The organism is Nonomuraea typhae, from assembly GCF_009760925.1.
GTDB classification, from domain to species: Bacteria; Actinomycetota; Actinomycetes; order Streptosporangiales; family Streptosporangiaceae; genus Nonomuraea; species Nonomuraea typhae.
Window position 1 is genome coordinate 139,366 of record NZ_VRLV01000023.1, and the last position, 16,047, is coordinate 155,412.

10 protein-coding genes and 1 pseudogene are annotated in these 16,047 nt (G+C 71.7%); 1 reads left to right on the forward strand and 10 read right to left on the reverse strand.

Translation table 11 applies throughout. The features are described from left to right. Positions 1-78 precede the first annotated feature (78 nt). On the reverse strand, positions 79-654 hold the full coding sequence (locus FVE25_RS50800; RefSeq protein ID WP_157254603.1) for a TetR/AcrR family transcriptional regulator: 576 nt from the start codon (positions 652-654) through the stop codon (positions 79-81). Between the two features lie 103 nt (positions 655-757). Here FVE25_RS50800 and FVE25_RS50805 point away from each other — a divergent pair, with 103 nt between their 5' ends. Further along, complete coding sequence (locus FVE25_RS50805; RefSeq protein ID WP_157254642.1) at positions 758-1,681, forward strand: zinc-binding dehydrogenase; 924 nt, start codon at positions 758-760, stop codon at positions 1,679-1,681. A 2-nt stretch (positions 1,682-1,683) separates the two neighbouring features. On the opposite strand, the gene FVE25_RS50810 is transcribed toward FVE25_RS50805, so the two are convergent. The 9 genes and pseudogenes from FVE25_RS50810 to FVE25_RS50845 form a co-directional block, all read right to left on the reverse strand. Next, positions 1,684-2,937, reverse strand: coding sequence for a serine hydrolase domain-containing protein (locus tag FVE25_RS50810; protein ID WP_157254604.1), 1,254 nt, complete (start codon positions 2,935-2,937; stop codon positions 1,684-1,686). A 305-nt stretch (positions 2,938-3,242) separates the two neighbouring features. Continuing rightward, positions 3,243-3,407, reverse strand: a complete 165-nt coding sequence (locus FVE25_RS50815; RefSeq protein WP_157254605.1) for a hypothetical protein — start codon at positions 3,405-3,407, stop codon at positions 3,243-3,245. Positions 3,408-3,492: 85 nt separating this feature from the next. Then, positions 3,493-4,782 carry a hypothetical protein gene (locus FVE25_RS50820; RefSeq protein WP_157254606.1) on the reverse strand — a complete coding sequence of 430 codons (1,290 nt, stop codon included), beginning with the start codon at positions 4,780-4,782 and terminating at the stop codon, positions 3,493-3,495. Positions 4,783-4,792: 10 nt separating this feature from the next. After that, entirely contained in the window at positions 4,793-8,344 is a 3,552-nt protein-coding gene (locus tag FVE25_RS50825; RefSeq protein WP_157254607.1) for a hypothetical protein, read from the reverse strand. Further along, complete coding sequence (locus FVE25_RS50830; RefSeq protein ID WP_157254608.1) at positions 8,341-10,671, reverse strand: hypothetical protein; 2,331 nt, start codon at positions 10,669-10,671, stop codon at positions 8,341-8,343. Before FVE25_RS50830 ends, FVE25_RS50825 begins: the two co-directional genes overlap by 4 nt. Then, positions 10,668-11,513: a DUF6603 domain-containing protein gene (locus tag FVE25_RS54775; RefSeq protein ID WP_343046194.1), complete on the reverse strand. Its 846-nt coding sequence runs from the start codon at positions 11,511-11,513 to the stop codon at positions 10,668-10,670. Before FVE25_RS54775 ends, FVE25_RS50830 begins: the two co-directional genes overlap by 4 nt. Before the next feature lie 38 nt (positions 11,514-11,551). Next, positions 11,552-14,224 (reverse strand): annotated as a pseudogene (locus FVE25_RS50835) (DUF6603 domain-containing protein); the annotation flags it as partial. A gap of 114 nt (positions 14,225-14,338) precedes the next feature. After that, positions 14,339-15,220: a hypothetical protein gene (locus FVE25_RS50840; RefSeq protein WP_157254609.1), complete on the reverse strand. Its 882-nt coding sequence runs from the start codon at positions 15,218-15,220 to the stop codon at positions 14,339-14,341. A gap of 114 nt (positions 15,221-15,334) precedes the next feature. Next, the gene (locus FVE25_RS50845) at positions 15,335-16,042 is read right to left on the reverse strand and encodes an ABC transporter ATP-binding protein (protein ID WP_181019977.1); all 708 of its coding nucleotides are present in this window, start codon (positions 16,040-16,042) and stop codon (positions 15,335-15,337) included. Positions 16,043-16,047: the final 5 nt, after the last annotated feature.

Genomic DNA, 16,047 nt, shown 5'->3' on the forward strand with positions numbered 1-16,047 from the left:
GGCGCCCGGCGGCTCGGCGGTGCCTGACGGCCGGCGCGGGCGTTCGCGCGACGGGATGCCGGCATGGGCGCCTCGGCATCAGTCGCGGGCGAGGAGCGCCGTGGCCATCTGCTGGATGGACCGGGTGAACCGGCGGGGGTCGCCGGGTGCGGTCAGGTGGCGGATCAGGTCGCCGTCGAAGGCGGCGAGCACGGCGTGGGCCAGGAAGTCGGCGTCGAGGTCGGGGCGCGCCTCGGCGAACAGGGTGCACAGGTGGCGGTGCCAGAACCGGTAGCTGGGGTCGCCGTACTTGTCCTGGGCGCAGGCCTGCTCGTGCGCGGACAGCAGTACGGCGTTGCCCTCGGCGATCGCGCCCAGCCCGTCCAGGAAGGCCAGCAGCCGCTCGCGGACGGGCCCGCCGGGTCCCAGCGGGGCGGGGCCGTCCGTGATCGCCTCGCGCAGGTCGTGTGATCTTTCCTCCAGCAGCGCCTGCAGCAGGCCGGCCCGGCTGCCGAAACGGCGGAAGACGGTGCCCTTGCCGACTCCGGCCAGGGCGGCGACGCGATCGAGGGAGACGTGTTCCCCGCCGCCTTCGGCCAGCAGTCGCTCGGTCGCGTGCAGGACCGCGCGGCGGTTGCGGACCGCATCGGCCCGCTCGGTGCGCTGTTGAGCCATGCGTTCCTCCGCCGATACGGACTGCCAGTCCGGCTATGCTAGCGTACGAACCCAAGCGGACCAGTAGTCCGATTAGCCGCCTGCCCAGGAGCAGCCCGTGACCATGCACGCCCTCATCGTCGATCCCGGCGCCCCCGCCTCCCTGCGTCTCGCCACCACCCCCGAACCCCAGCCCGCCCCCCACCAGGCACTCCTCGAAGTACGCCACATCTCCCTCAACCGCGGCGAAATCGCCTTCGCCGCCCGGCAGCCGCCCGGAACCGTCCACGGCTACGACGCCGCCGGCATCGTCATCCGCCCCGCCGCGGACGGCACCGGACCCGCCGCCGGCACCCGGGTCGCCGCCTTCGGCCCCCACGCCTGGGCCCAGTACATGGCCGCCGACACCGGCGCGCTGGCCGAGGTCCCCGCCCACGTCGACCTCGTCCACGCCGCCGCACTGCCGATGGCCGGCATCACCGCCCTGCGCACCCTGCGCGCCCAGCCCCTCCTGGGCCGGCGCGTACTGATCACCGGCGCAGCCGGCGGGGTCGGCCGCTACGCCGTACAACTGGCAGCCATCGGCGGCGCCCACGTCATCGCCTCCGTGGGCTCGGCCGAGCGCGCCGGCGGCCTGACCGCACTCGGCGCCCACGACGTCGTCATCGGCCTGCAGGGCATCGACGAGCCCGTCGACCTCATCCTCGACAACGTCGGCGGACCACAACTGGCCGCCGCCTGGGACCTCCTCGCCCCCGGCGGCAGCGTGCAGAACATCGGCTGGGCCTCCGACGAGCCCGCCGTCTTCGCACCGTACTCGCTCTTCCACATCGGCCCGCCCAAGACCATGACCACCTTCGGAGACACCCGCCGACCCGGCCCCGACCTGCTCACCCTCCTGAACTTCGTGGCCGCGGGCAGGCTCTCCCCGGAAGTGGACTGGCGCGGATCGTGGAAGCGCGTCACCGAGGCCGCCCAAGCCCTGCTGGAGCGCCGCATCGCCGGCAAGGCAGTCCTCGACATCGAGCAACCCACTGGCCGGCAGTAGGTTCAGCGCAGGCCGGTGACGGCTTGTATCTCCTGTTCGGTGATCTCCCACAACGGTGCGCCGTCGTGGTTGCTGAGGATGACGCCGACCCAGCCGGTGTCGGGGTAGATGTTCCAGCTGGCGCCGACACCGGGGTCGCCACCGGCACGTCCCCACAACCATTGGCCGTTGACGATGTGGACCGGCATCGAGTAGGCCCCGAACCCTGCGTCGGCGGCCGCCCGGCGGCCGGCCCGCAGGCCGCCTCCCTGCGGGGGAAGGGGGGTCCTGGGCCCGGTGAGCACCTCGGCGTAGCTCCGGTCCAGCACCGTGCCATCGCGGAGCGCCTGCGCGAACCGGATCAGGTCAGGCGCGGTGGCGAAACCGCCGTCGCCGGGGGCGTCGATGAAGTTGCGGCCCGGGTTCTTGCCCGGGGTGTGCGGGCTGGGGCTGCCCTTGTCCAGGTTGCGGACGGCGTCCACCACGCTGCCGTCGGCCAGTTGCATGTACGGGTGCGCGATGTGCGGGTCGGTGAGCCACTGCGGCCTGGTGTAGAACGCCGTGCCGCTCATGCCGCAGCGCCGGAAGACGTTCTCCTCGACGTAGTCCCAGTACGGCTCGCCGCTCACGGCCTCCACGATCTGGGCGGGAATGGCGACCTCGGCCCCGACGTGATCGGTGGGAGTGCCGGGTGCCGCGACCAGCTTGGCCTGCCGGGCCCACTGCTCGTTGTACTCGTGCACCTCCTCCCGGCTCTGGAAGACGCGTTCCAGGTCCACGTCCGGGTTGTCCAGTCCGGAGGTGCCGGAGAGCAGATGGTGGATGGTCACCTGCTCGGCGATCTCCTTGGTGAAGCCCTTCAGGTGGGTGCCCACCGTGTCGTACAGCTTCAGCTTGCCCCGCTGCGCCAGTTGCAGGATGGCCACCGCGCCGAACGGCTTGCCCGCCGAGCTGAGGCTGAACGCGATGCCCTCGTGGTTGCGGACCCCCTTCTCCTTGTCGGCCATGCCGTAGCTGCGCGACAGCACCGTCCGGCCCCGGTGCGCCAGCATCACCACCCCGGAGAACCTGCCCTCGGCGGCCAGCTTCGCCACATACCGGTCATAGGCTCCGCCGGGCCGAGCGTCCGGCGGGATGACGCCGGAGTCGGCCGAGGCCAGGGCGGCGTTGCCACCTGGGCCTAACAGCGGCGCACCGGCCGCCACCCCGACGGCCGCCAGCCCACCCCACCCCAGCAACCGCCGCCGGCCGACAGCACCTACGGAATCCGAGTCCATGATCACACCTTTCCCCTGATCGGCGAACGGACCGTCGATGCGCAGCGGCCCACGCCTCCACCCAAGACGGAGGGGTGTTGCGGGGACGTATGCGTTTTTCGATACGCCGCCGATACACCCGGCCCCGGGCATCAAGGGCGTGGGCTCTTCAGTTCCGGAGCGGGCTCCCTCCACACGATGACGCTGGCGCCGATCGCCAGGATGGAGGTCGTCGGGAAGGTGGAGCGAAGCCCCCAGTAGGCGAATCGTCCCCCGGGGAAGCGGGTTGTCCTGGACGAAGTGTTCCCAGCCCAGGTTGCGCCGTCCTACACGGCATTGCGCACCTGAAGACCCGTCGGCACCATGGCACCGACCGTCAAGGTGATGATCAGCGCCTGCAGACCGGTCAAGTGCACGATCTCGGCCCGCAGTGCCGTCACTTCCGCGACGGCCAGAGCGGTGGGATCCCAGCCCGCAGGAGTCTCGGCCACACCTCGGTACCTACCTCGCCGATCGATCGGCCGGTTGCCGGCATAGCGCTTCGGTAGGTGACCGGTGGGCGAAGGCGGCCTGGGGTCAGGAAAAGCCGAACCAGTGGAAGGCGAAGATCACATTACCCGGGGGAATATTGGTGATGCACCAGCTTTGTCCTTTTCGCAGGGGAATCGTATAGGTGGAATCGTCGCCCGCCAGGGTCACTTGATAGGCCGTGTCGCTGCTCCCCTCCTCTTTTATGTGAAAAGTCGCGATGTAGCGGCCGGGGAGTTCGGCGAAGACGAGCATGATGCCGTCGCTGTCGACGGGGATGTCGGTGCCGTCGAGTGTGGGATCGAGCTCGACCGCCTCGTCGAACAAGGCCCCGAGGTCGGCCTTGCCGAGGGCCGTCAGCCGGCCGGAGACCGTCAGGCCGCCGCCGACGTTCACGTCACGGGTGCCCAGCTGCCCGTTCACCGTGAGCGCGGAGTCGGCCGTCATGCTTCCGGAGACCCGGAGTCCGTCCGTCTGGCTGGTCGTGAGCTTGGCCGGCACGGTCAGGTCGGTGGCGACGAGTTCTTCGGTGACGGTCACGTGGCGCAGGATCGGGTTGGCGATGGTGAGGGTGATGGTCGCGTACAGGGTGGCCGGCTGGGCCCCGGGGGTGCCGGAGGTCAAGGTCGCCTTCAGCGTGTACGTGGTGTCGTTGACGACCTTGTCCGCAGGGATGGAGCACGACGTGGCAGCGCCTTCGTAGAGGGACGTGCCGTCGCCGTCGTAGAGCTGGAAGGCGCTGCCGTTGCTCTCCCAGGAAAGGGCGACCTCGTCGCCGGCGTTGAACTTCGTCCTGGGAATAGTGGGTTTGTCCGGGGCCACGGCCAGGAGGCTATTCAGGTAGAAGACGGGCTCTCCGGTGGGCAGCGTCAGATCCAGGCGGTCCTTGCGGCTGTATGAGCCGCTGGTCGTGCCGGAGGTCTCGGTGATCGAGCAGGCGAGCGCGCTGCCGGTGGCGGTGATCGCGAGGTTGCCGCTGATGGCGAAGCTCAGCGTCCCGTCGACGAGGTCGAGATCCGGCATGGGAGGCTCGAAGACGACGTGGAAGTAGTTCTGCGCGTCGGCGAGGCCGAGTTCTCGCCCGGATTTCAGCTGGGCCGTCGGCGGCTTCCAATCGCCGCCGGTGATGACGCCGTCCGGGGCCTCGGTGAAGTAGGCGCCGCCGCCGTCCGGTGCGCTCGCCGGCAGGGCGACGTCGATCTTGTCGCAGTACACCTGCTGACCGGACGGCGGAGTGACGGTGAGGTTGATGGTGTTGAAGGCGGGCTTGTCCGAGCTCCCTGCCTGGAGGGGCGTCGGGCTGGTGCTGGTGCCGTAGTGCAGCAGGGCGTCGGCCACGGGAGGTCTCCTATTCCGAGTCGGGTTCGGTGACGAGGCGGAGCAGACCGTCTTCGAGCCTGGCGGAGGCGCCGGGGAACTGGGCTTCCGGCGGAGCCGGGGTCAGCTCGTACGCCGTCCCGACGGCAGGGCGCAGCCACGACCAGGTGCCGTGCTTCTCACCTGGGCGGGGAAAGGCGAGGGTCTGGTCGTGTTCGGTGGTCAGGACGGGGCCGAAGCGGAAGAGCGCCTGCAGCCGCCGTAGCGCGTCGTCGACGTGGGCGGGTGGTACGGCGACGCCTGCGGTGGGGGTGATTCCGCTGGTGGCGTGCACGGCGGTGCGCGGGTCCAGGAGCAGGAGCAGCCGGGTGGGGGCGGAGTCGCCGAAGGCCAGCTGGACCTGGCCGGCGTCCGGAGCCCCGATCCGCGTGATGTAGTCCTGCCCGTCGCCGGGCGCGGTGACGCTGTGAAACCTGTCGTAGCGATCGGCGGCGAAGTAGCCGATGAGGCCGTCGTCGCGGGCGGCCTGGTCGCCGAGACGGATCGTGAACCGGTCGGCGGTGAAGGCGGGGGCCGGCGGGTCGAGGGTGGCGGCCCAGCGGGTGTCGGTCAAGGGCGGCCCCTGGAGGCTCAGCCGTACCTGTGCGGGGACGAGCGCCAGGGGGCGTCCGATGAGGAGCGACAGGTTCTGGTCGGCGCGCTGGCCGAGTGGCTCGGTGGTCCACAGGGTGGAATCGATGACATCCAGGAAGGCCGTGAAGTTGGCCTCGGTGGCGAGCTCGGGCGCGGTGATCAGGCCCGCGACCAGGGGGGCGAGCGCCGCGACCTGGTCCAGGGCGGCGAGGGTGCCGTCGGGCGGGGGCTCCCACTGGCCAGTGCGCTGCCCTTGGGCGCCGGTGAGCAGGCGGAAAGTGCCGAGCAGGCGGCCCGCGGCGTCGTACAGCAGCAGGCTGTGGTCGAGGTGGTTGGGCAGGATCCAGCCGCCGATGGGGCTGGGGTCGGCGGCGGTGCGCACGACGCGGGTGCCGGTCCCGGCGTCGAGGAGGTCGAAGTCGAGCCGGGCGGGCTGCAGAGGGCGGGGCGGCAGCTGGGCGACGGCGGCGACGTCAGGGGTGAGCGAGGTCTCGGCGGCCAGGGCGGTGTCGATGATGAGGGGGAAGTTGCGGTAGTCGTGCAGTCCGCCGGTGCGGGTGTCGGAGCTGACGACCTCGAGGACGCGGCCGAACTTGTCGTAGAGGAAGAGCTCCTCGATGTGGATCTGCCCCTGCCGCATCTCGTGGAAGGGGGCGTCGGCGCCGTCGGGCAGGTACGGGACGCTGGTGACCCGGCCCAGGTAGCGGGCGGGCAGGCCCTCGCCGGTGGCGGTGTCGGGGTAGCCGGCCAGGCCGGCGAGGTGCGGGTGGTCGGGGTCGTCGGGGGTGGGGCGGCGGAAGGCGCGGCCGTCGCGGGCGGCCAGCCGCTGGTTGAAGCCGGTGAGTTCCTGGGCCAGGAAGGGCCAGTCGCCGATCGCGGCCAGCCAGTCGCCGAGCCGGTCGCGCTGGTCGTCGGTGCCGTAGTGGGTGATGAACTCCTTCAGCCGGGCGGCCAGCAGGGAGCGGGGGTGCGGGCCGAGGCCGGAGATGCCGCTCACGGTGACCGGGTCGGAGGCGAGGCCGGCCGTACCGGAAAGGTAGCGGTAGTCGGTGCCGTCGAACGTCCATCCGGCGTGCGGGATGTGCCGGTAGGCGACCTTCCATTCCATGATCAGGGGCTGCCAGGGCTGCGTCCAGGGGCCGAGGCCCAGCGCCGGGAGGGTGCCGGTGTAGTCGTCCGGTCGGTGCGCGGCGATGACGGCGGCGATCTCGTCCGCGGGCAGGCCGGTGGCGGCGGCCAGCGCGGGCGCGCTGCCCGGATCCAGCAGGAAGAACTCCGTGAGCAGCCAGGCGACCTCCTGCGGGAGCGCGGGCAGACCCTCGAGCGCGGGCGTCGGCCCCCGGATCGTCGTGCCCGCGACCGTGACCGCGCTGACCAGGGGCTCGGGGCCGTCGCCGGTGAGCGGCCGCACGGGCAGCGGCTCGTCGGGGACGACGGCGTCGACCGGCGGCAGGACGCCGGACAGGCTGACCACCGGGTCGTTGACCTGCCAGTACGGCTGGCGTGGGACGGCCTTGAGCGTGACGCCGCCGGCCGGCCCTCGGGCTTCGGCGAAGGCGTTGATCCCGGCGGTGAGCGCGTCGTGGTCGCCCGGGTGGGAGCTGCCGGCGTCGGGCTGCGGGACCTTCGCGGCCAGGTCCCGCGCCTGGGCCGTCATGGCGCGCACCGTCTGGGCGAGCGAGCCCTCCCGGTCCGGGTCGAGTTCCTGCCGCATCCGGTCGGGGTCCGGCGCGTCGCCCGGACGCGGGGACAGCGCGTCGGCCAGGCCGTACTTCCACCACAGGGCGTTCAGCCGCCACTGGTGGGCATACAGCTCGCCCAGTTGCTCGTCCAGTCGGCGCTGGTCGTCGTTGAGGGTGGCCAGCCAGGGCGGCGCGTCCTCGGGGGGTGCGGTCACCGTCCAGTGGTCGCCGCCGGCCACGGCGCCGAACGTGGCGTCGTGAAGGGTGCGGCGCACCCGCGCGTCGCCGCCCTTCTCGTCGGCGAGGTCGAGGACGTCGTGCAGGAAGGTGCGCAGTAGCTGCACGTCGGCGCCACCGGCGTGCAGCATACGGCCGGCGAGCGCGGTGAAGGCGTCCTCGGTGGTGTTGCCGATCGCGATGTTGAGCGCGCCGCTGTCCCGGATGGTGTCCAAGGGGTCGGGGGCCGGTGGCGAGCCGGGATCCCAGGAGACGGTCAGGGCGGTGCCGCAGTACAGGCTGCGGGTGGCCGTGTGGTCCTGCCCGGTCCAGCCGAGGTGCTCGGGCGTCAGCGTGGCGAGGACGTCGGCGTCCGGGTTGGAGTACCAGCCGATGACCTGATAGCCGAGGGTGTCGCCGGCGGGGACGTCGGACAGGTCGTCGAGGAAGGAGAAGACGTTGCCGTTGTGCGGCGTGTAGGCGGTGAAGTACGGATTGCCGGTGGCCATGGCGGTGACGTACAGGGGGACGTCCGCGGCTCGTTCCGTCCAGGGGGTCGGGAAGGCGAGCCCGATGAAGGTCTGCTGGGACGTCACGGTGTTGCGGTAGGGGTCGGCGCACGCCTGCCAGGCGTGAAGGATGTCCGCGGAGACCAGGTAGGGGCTGGAGAACTGGTAGGAATGCCCGTTGTGGTAGGCGGTGGTGCCGTACGGGCAGTCGCTTTCGACCACCCACGCCTTGGCGCGGCGGGTGGTGCTCCCGCTGAACCGGACCACCAGCCACCGGTTGGGCACCAGCGGATATCGGATTTCTCCGGTCTGCGCGTCCTGGACGCCGTGGCGCAGCCCTCGGGGCAGCGTCCAGTGCAGGCGGACGCCGGTGTGGCCGTGGGCCTGGTCGCCGCTCTGCCGGTCGCCTTCGTCCGGTTCTGGGCTCATGTAGTCGTTCAGCGCCCGGTAGTTGGGCTGCCAGGTGCGGAAGCCGTCGCGGCCCTGCAGGGCGGTGTTGACCACGAGGGCGTCCAGGCTGACGGGGACGACGAGCGTGGTCATCGGCGCTCTCCGTCCGGGCCGGTGAAGTGGATGGCCTCGGGGACCTTGACCATCTGCATGGCCAGGTCGGCGGGCCCGACCGGGCCGACGGCGGCGCCGTGCGCGGCCTCCAGCGCGGCCGTCAGCGCGGGGACGAGCGAGCCGAGGTCCAGCACCCTGCCGTCGCCCGGCCGCAGGTGGTCCAGGACGGGGAAGGTGACGTCGGCGCCGATCTGCTCGCCGAGCGGTCTCGGCGGCAGCAGGTTCCGCAGCGGGATCAGGCCGTGGTCTTCGACGCCGAACCGGAAGCCCTCCTGGGGTTCGCGCAGTTCCACCGTCGCGGGCAGGCCGCCGAACAGGCACAGAAGGACGGCGGGCGAAAGGTGGTCCATGCGCAGCACCGGCAGCGGCGCGCCGTCCGCGTCGAGGGCGCGGACGGCCAGGTTCGGCCAGCCCGAGACCAGCGCGGAGCGCAGCAGCAGGCCGGAGACGTGCTCGGCGGGGCCTTGGGCGCCGGGGCCTTGGTCGTCGGGCTCCTGGGCGCCGGGGCCTTGGTCGTCGGGCTCTTGGTCGTCGGGTACGGCGCCGCGGATCGTCTCCCGGTGCGCGGCCGCCACCCTGGCCGCCGCCGCCCGGACGGTGGCGGCCACGATCCGGTCCTGGAAGGTGTCCCGGCTGGATTGGGCGCCGACGCAGAAGGCGCCGGAGACCAGCGCGTCCAGCCAGCTGGGGTCGAGGTGGAAGAAGCGCAGCGACTCCTTGGGCAGCATGCGCTCGTCGGGCACCAGATGGGTGAAGGGCACGGGGTAGAGCAGCATGAGCCGCCCGAGCCACTGCGCGACGGGGGCGAAGTGTTCCTTCAGCCCGTCGGCCTCGGCCAGCGCCTTGCCGAGGGCGGCCTGGGTGGCGTCGGAGCTCAGGAAGTCCCGCAGCGCCCCGGTCGTGTCGACCGGCGGTGCGGCCGGCGCGGGCGGTGACCACGGGGTGGTGGGCCTGCCGGGCGAGGCGCCGAGGGTGGTGAGCAGGCCGCCGTCCAGGAGCGTGCCGAACGCGGCTCGCGCGGTCCGCGGCCCGTCGCCGTCCTGTGGCAGGTGGTTGCTGGTGGCCTGGTTGTAGAGGGTGTCGGCCAGATGCCGGGCGGCGTGCTTGAACGCCAGCAGGTGCTGGGCGAAGGCGGCGTCGGCCACGGCGAGCGCCCGGCCGGTCTCGAACGCGGTGGCCAGTGACAGGTCGAAGCTGCCCCAGGCGGGGTCGTAGCCGATGAGCGCGTCGGCCGTGGTGGCCTGTGCCGCCGCCGCGGTGGCCACGGGCACGACGGGGGTGAGCGGGCCCCGGTACCAGCCGAAGGTGGCCTCGCCGGAGCGGGTCAGGTACGGCAGCGGCACGTAACCGTCGTTGATCCGCCGGGCCACCTGCCGCCGCGGCGGCGGGGTGCCGTCGGCGTCCGGGTAGGGGGAGGCCAGGCGTAACCACAGGTCCTGACGGGCGGCCAGGGCGCCGTCCGGGGCGCGGGTGAGCCCCTCGGCGAGATCGGCGAAGTCGGCCTGCGGGTCGGGGTAGGCCCAGAACGACCAGCTGGCCAGCGACAGCAGCGCCACCGAGGTGCGGCCGCGGAAGTCCGGATCGGCCACGAGGACGTCCTCGTGGCCTTCCAGGGAGACCAGGTGCACGATGTTCTTCGTGGCGGCGGTGGAGCCGGCCGGGAAGCGGCCGGCGACGACGACGGCGAACAGCCCGTCCTCCTGGATGCCGAGGATGGGCCGGTCTCCGGTGTTGGCGCCCCGGCAGTGCGCCAGGAACCGCAGCTCGTCCAGGCGGGGCGCCACCGCGTGGAACTCCCCCGCGGCGACCTGGATGTAGGCGCAGGGATCGGCGTCGCCGACGTCGGCTTCGACCTTGAGGGCGGGTTTGAGCACGGCCGCGTCGGAAGCCAGGAACGCGCCGACCGTGCCGGCGATCGTGCGCGTCGGGGTGTCCGTGCCGCCGACGAGCTGGTCGTCGGTCAGGACCAGGAGCGCCAGCCAGGGGGTGTCGCGGGAGGCCCCGCGCAGGGTGCGTTCCCACGGCAGCATGGGGTCGCCGAGCACCACGTGGGGCAGCACCTCGGCGAACCTGCCGCCGGAGCCGTCCGGCGGCTGCCTGGCGACCACCGCGCCGGTGTCGATCGCGACCTGCGGGCCGCGGACGGTGAAGTTCTGCCGGGCGGTGAACTCCTGGCCGATTTGCAGCGTGTGGGTGACCTCGACGCGGTAGTCGCCGGCGGGCAGGGCGGGCAGGTAGTTGTCGTGCAGTTCGAGGTCGCCGAGGGGGATCGTGTCACGGGCGGGGTGCTGCGGGCTCGCGGTCATGTCCGGCTCCCCGCGTTCTGGGTCATGGGGGCCTCGCCGTACAGGTGACCGGCGCCGTCCGCCAGGCCGGTCAAGGCGTCGTTGGGGCCGGTGAGCAGTCCGGCCTCGGTCAGGGCCGCGTACACCTGGTCGCGCCCGTTCTTGGCGTCCCCCCGGTCGGCACGGCCGATGAGGGCCACGCACGAGGCGTCGGCGGCGAAGACGAAGTCGTCGTTGGCGGCGGGTCGCAGGGGCAGCGGTGAGAGGCCGGGCGGCAGCTCGTCCTCGCTGTACTCGCTCAGCGGGAACACCCCGCGCGAGGCGGCCAGCGACGGTCGCGGCGCCTGGACGTCGACGCCCACCGGCCGGTCGGGGACGACCTCGGCGCTGGGCGCCGTCGTCCGCGACTGGCCGCCCCACAAGGAGGCGGGCACGTTCCGGGTGCGGGGCGCCGGCGTCCAGCCGTCGGCTTGGAGGAGCTCGTTCTCGCGGTAGAGCTCCAGGCGGTGCTCGCTGGTCAGGCCGACGAGGTTCATGGGGCGGATGTCGACCAGCGGGCCGGGGATCAGGGTGTCCCCCAGGCGCAGGTGGCTGGCCGGGATCGCGGACTGGGTGAAGAAACGCAGGTCGCGGGAGCGGACCAGCCACCTCTTGCCGCCGGCCTCGTCGATGGCCCTGTCCAGGCCGCTGACCGGCGCGATGGTCACCATGTCCGGCGGTTCGGGCAGCATGGCGGCGAACTCCGGCCAGCCCAGCGCCCCGGTATCGGATCCGGAGCGGCCGCAGCCGAAGCTGATCGTGATGGTGAAGCACACGATGTGGACGGAGACCGTGCCGCCGACGGGCGGCCCCCACAGCTCCACGTCGGCGCCGATCGTGGCCGAGATGGTCTTATCGACACGCCGCCGCCGACCGCCCAGTCGATGCCCAGCCGCGGTACCCGTGGGTAGGGCGCGGGCGGGTGGAAGGCCGGGTGGTAGCCGCCGAGCGTGATCACGAACTGCCCGGCGTCCGGGCTGGGGCCGTACCAGACGGCGCAGGCGAACCCTCCGGTGAGGTGGCAGGCGGGCGTCAGCACGTACGAGGCCGGGGACAGCTGCGCCTCCAGCGTGAAGGTTCCCTGGTTGGGCCGGATCACGGCGTCGAGGCCCAGCTCGGCGTAGACGTAGGTGCGGGTGGCGGATTCGGCGGGCAGCGGAAGCTGGAGGATCGCGGTCCCCAGCACGGCCACCACCAGGTCCTGGCCGAACTCCGCGGCCAGGAGCAGCTTGGCGTTCACCACCTCGGCCACGGTGAACTCCACCCCCAGCGCCAGCCAGTACGAGCCCTCGCGCGGGGCGATCCACCGGCGTGCCGGGTATGGGGGGGCGGCCGGCCGGCGCCCTTCCAGGACGTCCAGCACCTGGGGCGCATCCGGGCCCTGCTTGTGCAGAGCCAGCAGGGGGAAGCCGGGCACCTCCGCGGCCGACGACGGCAGCGACAGCTCCCGGTTGAAGCCGAACCCGGCCATCAACCCGGTGATCAGGACCGGCGGCGCCTCCAGCAGGGCGCCTTCCAACTGGGCGAAGACGAACAGGGACGGCGCGCCGTCCCGCAACTGCGCATACGAACCCACCGCGGCCACGGAGAAGTTCGGCAGGACGATCGTGGCCGTGCCGTCGTACTGGAACGCCACGCCGGGGGCGAGCTCGCTGCCGGGCAGGTGGAGCAGGGCGCCGGAGATCTCGACGGGAGGGGCGCTGTAGGAGAGGGCCAGGCCGGAGAGGTTGAACGTCGGCGCGAACCTGTCCAGCGGCGAGCCTGCCGTCAGCCCGTCGAGCGTCATGGACAGCGGGCCCAGCGCGACCGCGGCGTCCAGGGCGAACAGCAGCTCCTTGTCCTGGTACTGCACGCCCACCCGGTTGATCTGAATGACGCCGAGCTTCTTCTGCACCGAGATCCAATGGACGGTGGAGGCCGGCGCGGCGGCCTTCGGGGCGGGAGCGTTCGCGGAGGGGGGCACGTCGAGAGCGACCGGGGTGGTCTCGTTGCCCGCCTTCAGCTCCGCCAGCGCCGCCACCCCCTTCTTCAGACCGGCCTGCGGAAGCGGCACCACCTGCGCCTGCCCGAGCAGCCCGTTGACCACGCCGGCCGCCTGGGCCTGGAGGTCGCCGGAACTGTAGAGGATCTGCAGGTTCTCCACGCTCAACGTCCCCGCCTGCGACAGGAACCCGCCCACCAGGGGAAGCTGGGCGAGGTCGACGGCCGCCGACAGGTCGACGCCGACCACGAAGCCGGCCGGGCCGCTCGCGGGCTTCACCCGGACGAACTTGGCGTCCTTCACCTCGATCCGCAGGCTGTCGGGGACGTCCGCCGCCAGATCGGCGGAGAAGTGCGCGACCAGGTCCCGCAGCACGATCTCGATGCCGTTCTCGCCACCGCGGAACGCGGCGGCCAGCACCTCGAGGCCGGACCTGTCCTTGTCGAAGACGACCTCGAAGTCGAGGCTCGCGATATCCAGCGTCCCGGCGTACCGCGTGCCGGACGCGTCCTGGGTGATCGTCACGCCGAGCGAGGCACGGATCCCGTCGGCGATCGTCATGTCCCCCCGGAGCATGAAGCCGAAGACGCTCGCGCCCGTGGTGTAGGAGAACCACAGGCTGGTCAGCTCCAGGCTCTCCAGCGGCTCGGGCACGTCCGGCAGGCCCAGGGCCGCGGTCACCTCGGCCATGCCGAGCGCCGCGTCAGCCGCGAGACCGCCGCTGAAGGACCAGCCGCCCGCTTTGCCGAAGCTCTTGAAGGCGGAGACACCGATGCCGAAGGACGAGCCGATCGCCACGGTGCCCGCGACGCCGGCCACGAACGTGCTCACCTTGTCGTAGGAGAGCACCAGGGAGAGGGAGGTGATCTTGAGGTGGCCGATCGACCACAGGCCGGTGACCGTCATCCGGGCGACGTAGGCCACGCCGAGGGCGGCGGCGAACGACAGGTCGCCGATGGCGAGGTCCGCGGGCACCTCACCCGCGGGTATGCCGAACGACTCCAGCAGCGCCCCGACGCCGATCGGCTGGTCGTCGCGCAGCGCTCCGGTGATGGTCAGGTCGGGAAACCACAGGGCGATCTGGAGCGGAAGCGCCTTGACGTCGAGCGTGGCCACCACCGCCGCGGACCGCGCCTGGTAGCCGGCCGCTCCCTGCCTGGTCAGGCGGATGTCGAAGCCGGCGACGTCCTTGAGGTCGAAGCCGAACTCGCTCAGCCCGTCGCGCGCGGCCGGCCACGCGTCCCCGCCGAAGAACTCGCCCAGGTCCTCCAGCGCGGCGGCGAAGGCGCCCGGCCGGAGCGGCCGCACCGCGGCGGTCAGCTGCTCGGCGGCGGTCGCGGTCACCGTCGAGGTCACCTCGACCTGGTCGAACGTTCCGCCGAGGGTGAGGGTGACCACGCCCTCGCCCGTCACCGCCGCCGTCACCTCTGTCACCGCGACGGCCTGCCAGATCGTGGACGCGCAGGTCAGGGAGAGCGTCAGCGTGTCCCGCCCCGCGTCCGCCTTCACCCGCCCCGAAGCCCGGCAGCCGCCGTCCGGGAACGTGGTGAGCATGTCCCGCAACGCCGCCGGAAGGTTGCCGTCCGCGGCGCTCAGCAGCGGCGAGTCGCCCAGGCTCACGAGGTACGCCTGCAGCGCGCCAAGGTTCACGGTGTCGTCTGCCACGGCTCACTGCTTCTTCTTGGCGCCGCCGCCGGAGCCGGCGCCAGAGCCGGCGCCGGAGCGCAGTTGCACTCCGTCACCCACGATGGCCTTGCAGTCGTCCTGGGACAGCGTTTTGAGCACGCCGTCCTCGCGATATTGCGGCATGCCCGTGTTGTCCCTCGCCTGCCTCAAGATCTTGTCCCACAGGTTGATCACTTCGCTGAAGGGCGGAAGGGCTTCGGTGATTTTCCGCGACTGGCTCCAGTCACCGGGCCACCACCTGCCCAGGAAGTCGTCGAAGTACGCGCCGAACCTGGCCATCTCCGCGGTCATCCTGACGACCAGGCTGAAGGGCAGCTTGTATTTGGTGTGGTCGAGTTTCCGGCCCGCTTTCACCGCCGTCAAGAAGTCATAGAGTTCGCCCAGGGCATCCTCCAAAGCCTTTTTGCCCAATGGCTGCAGGCCGGCGTCCTCGAGATGCTCGACGGGGAATCCCTTGCCGTCGTTCTTCCGGACCGCCTGTCCGGGTTGCGGAATCTTGTCGTCGCCGACTTTTATGTAGTCGCGTTCGTTGTCGATCGTCCAGCCGACCAGATAGAGGCTCTCCTTCAGGAAGAACAGCTGAATAGAACCGTCGCGCAGCGTGTTCTTCTCCGTGGGCCCCAGTTTCATGTCGACGCAGCAGAACCGCAGGTCTCCGTTGCGCGCGCAATCCGCCTGGTTGTAGCTGTCATATCGGCCGCGCAGGAACCTGACCACTTCGCGAAGGCCCCCGCCGTGCGGCACGCTTTCCGGGTCGAAGTTGAGCGACTTCGCGCCAATGTGGACATCGGCTCTGTCGGCAAGGAGCGTCGGACGGTTATCCGGCTGGGCGTCCACTCGCCAGGGAAAGCCTGTCTTCGCCATCGTCGCCCTTCGGCTGTACGGCACCCTCTGAATGACTCTGCCATTCTCGCGGCGGCAACACAATGCTTGATCGGCAGCCAAACCAGAAGGCCCTTTTATGCCCCGCCGTAATGTCTACTCGGCTCGAATTCCGAGGTAGAGAGCCGCGATTTCGGGGTGTTCGGCGATCTCCCGGGCGGTTCCGGTGAGGCGGACCCGGCCGCCCTCCATCACCACGCCGTGGGTGGCCAGGCCCAGGCCCAGCCGGACGTTCTGCTCCACGAGCAGGACCGTCACCCCGCTGGCGTTGAGGCTCCGGATGAGGCCGGCGACGCCGGCCAGGCTGCGCGGGTCGAGGCCGAGCGACGGCTCGTCGAGCAGCAGCACGGCCGGGTCGAGCATGAGGCAGCGGGCGATCTCCACCATCCGCCGCTGGCCGCCGCTGAGGTTGCCCGCGCGGTCCCCGGCCCGCTCGGCCACCAGCGGCACCTGCGCGCCGACCTGCTCCAGCCGCTCGCGCAGCAGCTTCCTCTTGCGGCGGATCAGATAGCCGCCCATCAGCACGTTCTCGCGCACGGACATGGCGGGGAAGAGCGCCTGCGACTGCGGCACCTGAGCCACGCCGCGGCGCAGGATCTCCTGAGGGCTGCGCCCGCCGAGCCGGGCGCCGTTCACGGTGATCTCGCCGGACTCGGGGGAGATCAGTCCGCTCAGCACGCGCAGGACCGTGGACTTGCCCGCGCCGTTCGGGCCGACGACGCAGGTGATGGACTGCCTGGCGCACTCCAGGTCGACGCCGTGCAGGACGCGGCCGCCGCCGTACCCGGCCACGACGCCTTTCATGATCA

Coding starts and splice junctions, on each gene's coding strand:
- FVE25_RS50830 (WP_157254608.1), bottom strand. CDS start 10,671: ATGACCGCGAGCCCGCAGCACCCCGCCCGTGACACGATCCCCCTCGGC.
- FVE25_RS50825 (WP_157254607.1), bottom strand. CDS start 8,344: ATGACCACGCTCGTCGTCCCCGTCAGCCTGGACGCCCTCGTGGTCAAC.
- FVE25_RS50840 (WP_157254609.1), bottom strand. CDS start 15,220: ATGGCGAAGACAGGCTTTCCCTGGCGAGTGGACGCCCAGCCGGATAAC.
- FVE25_RS50845 (WP_181019977.1), bottom strand. CDS start 16,042: ATGAAAGGCGTCGTGGCCGGGTACGGCGGCGGCCGCGTCCTGCACGGC.
- FVE25_RS50800 (WP_157254603.1), bottom strand. CDS start 654: ATGGCTCAACAGCGCACCGAGCGGGCCGATGCGGTCCGCAACCGCCGC.
- FVE25_RS50805 (WP_157254642.1), top strand. CDS start 758: ATGCACGCCCTCATCGTCGATCCCGGCGCCCCCGCCTCCCTGCGTCTC.
- FVE25_RS50810 (WP_157254604.1), bottom strand. CDS start 2,937: ATGGACTCGGATTCCGTAGGTGCTGTCGGCCGGCGGCGGTTGCTGGGG.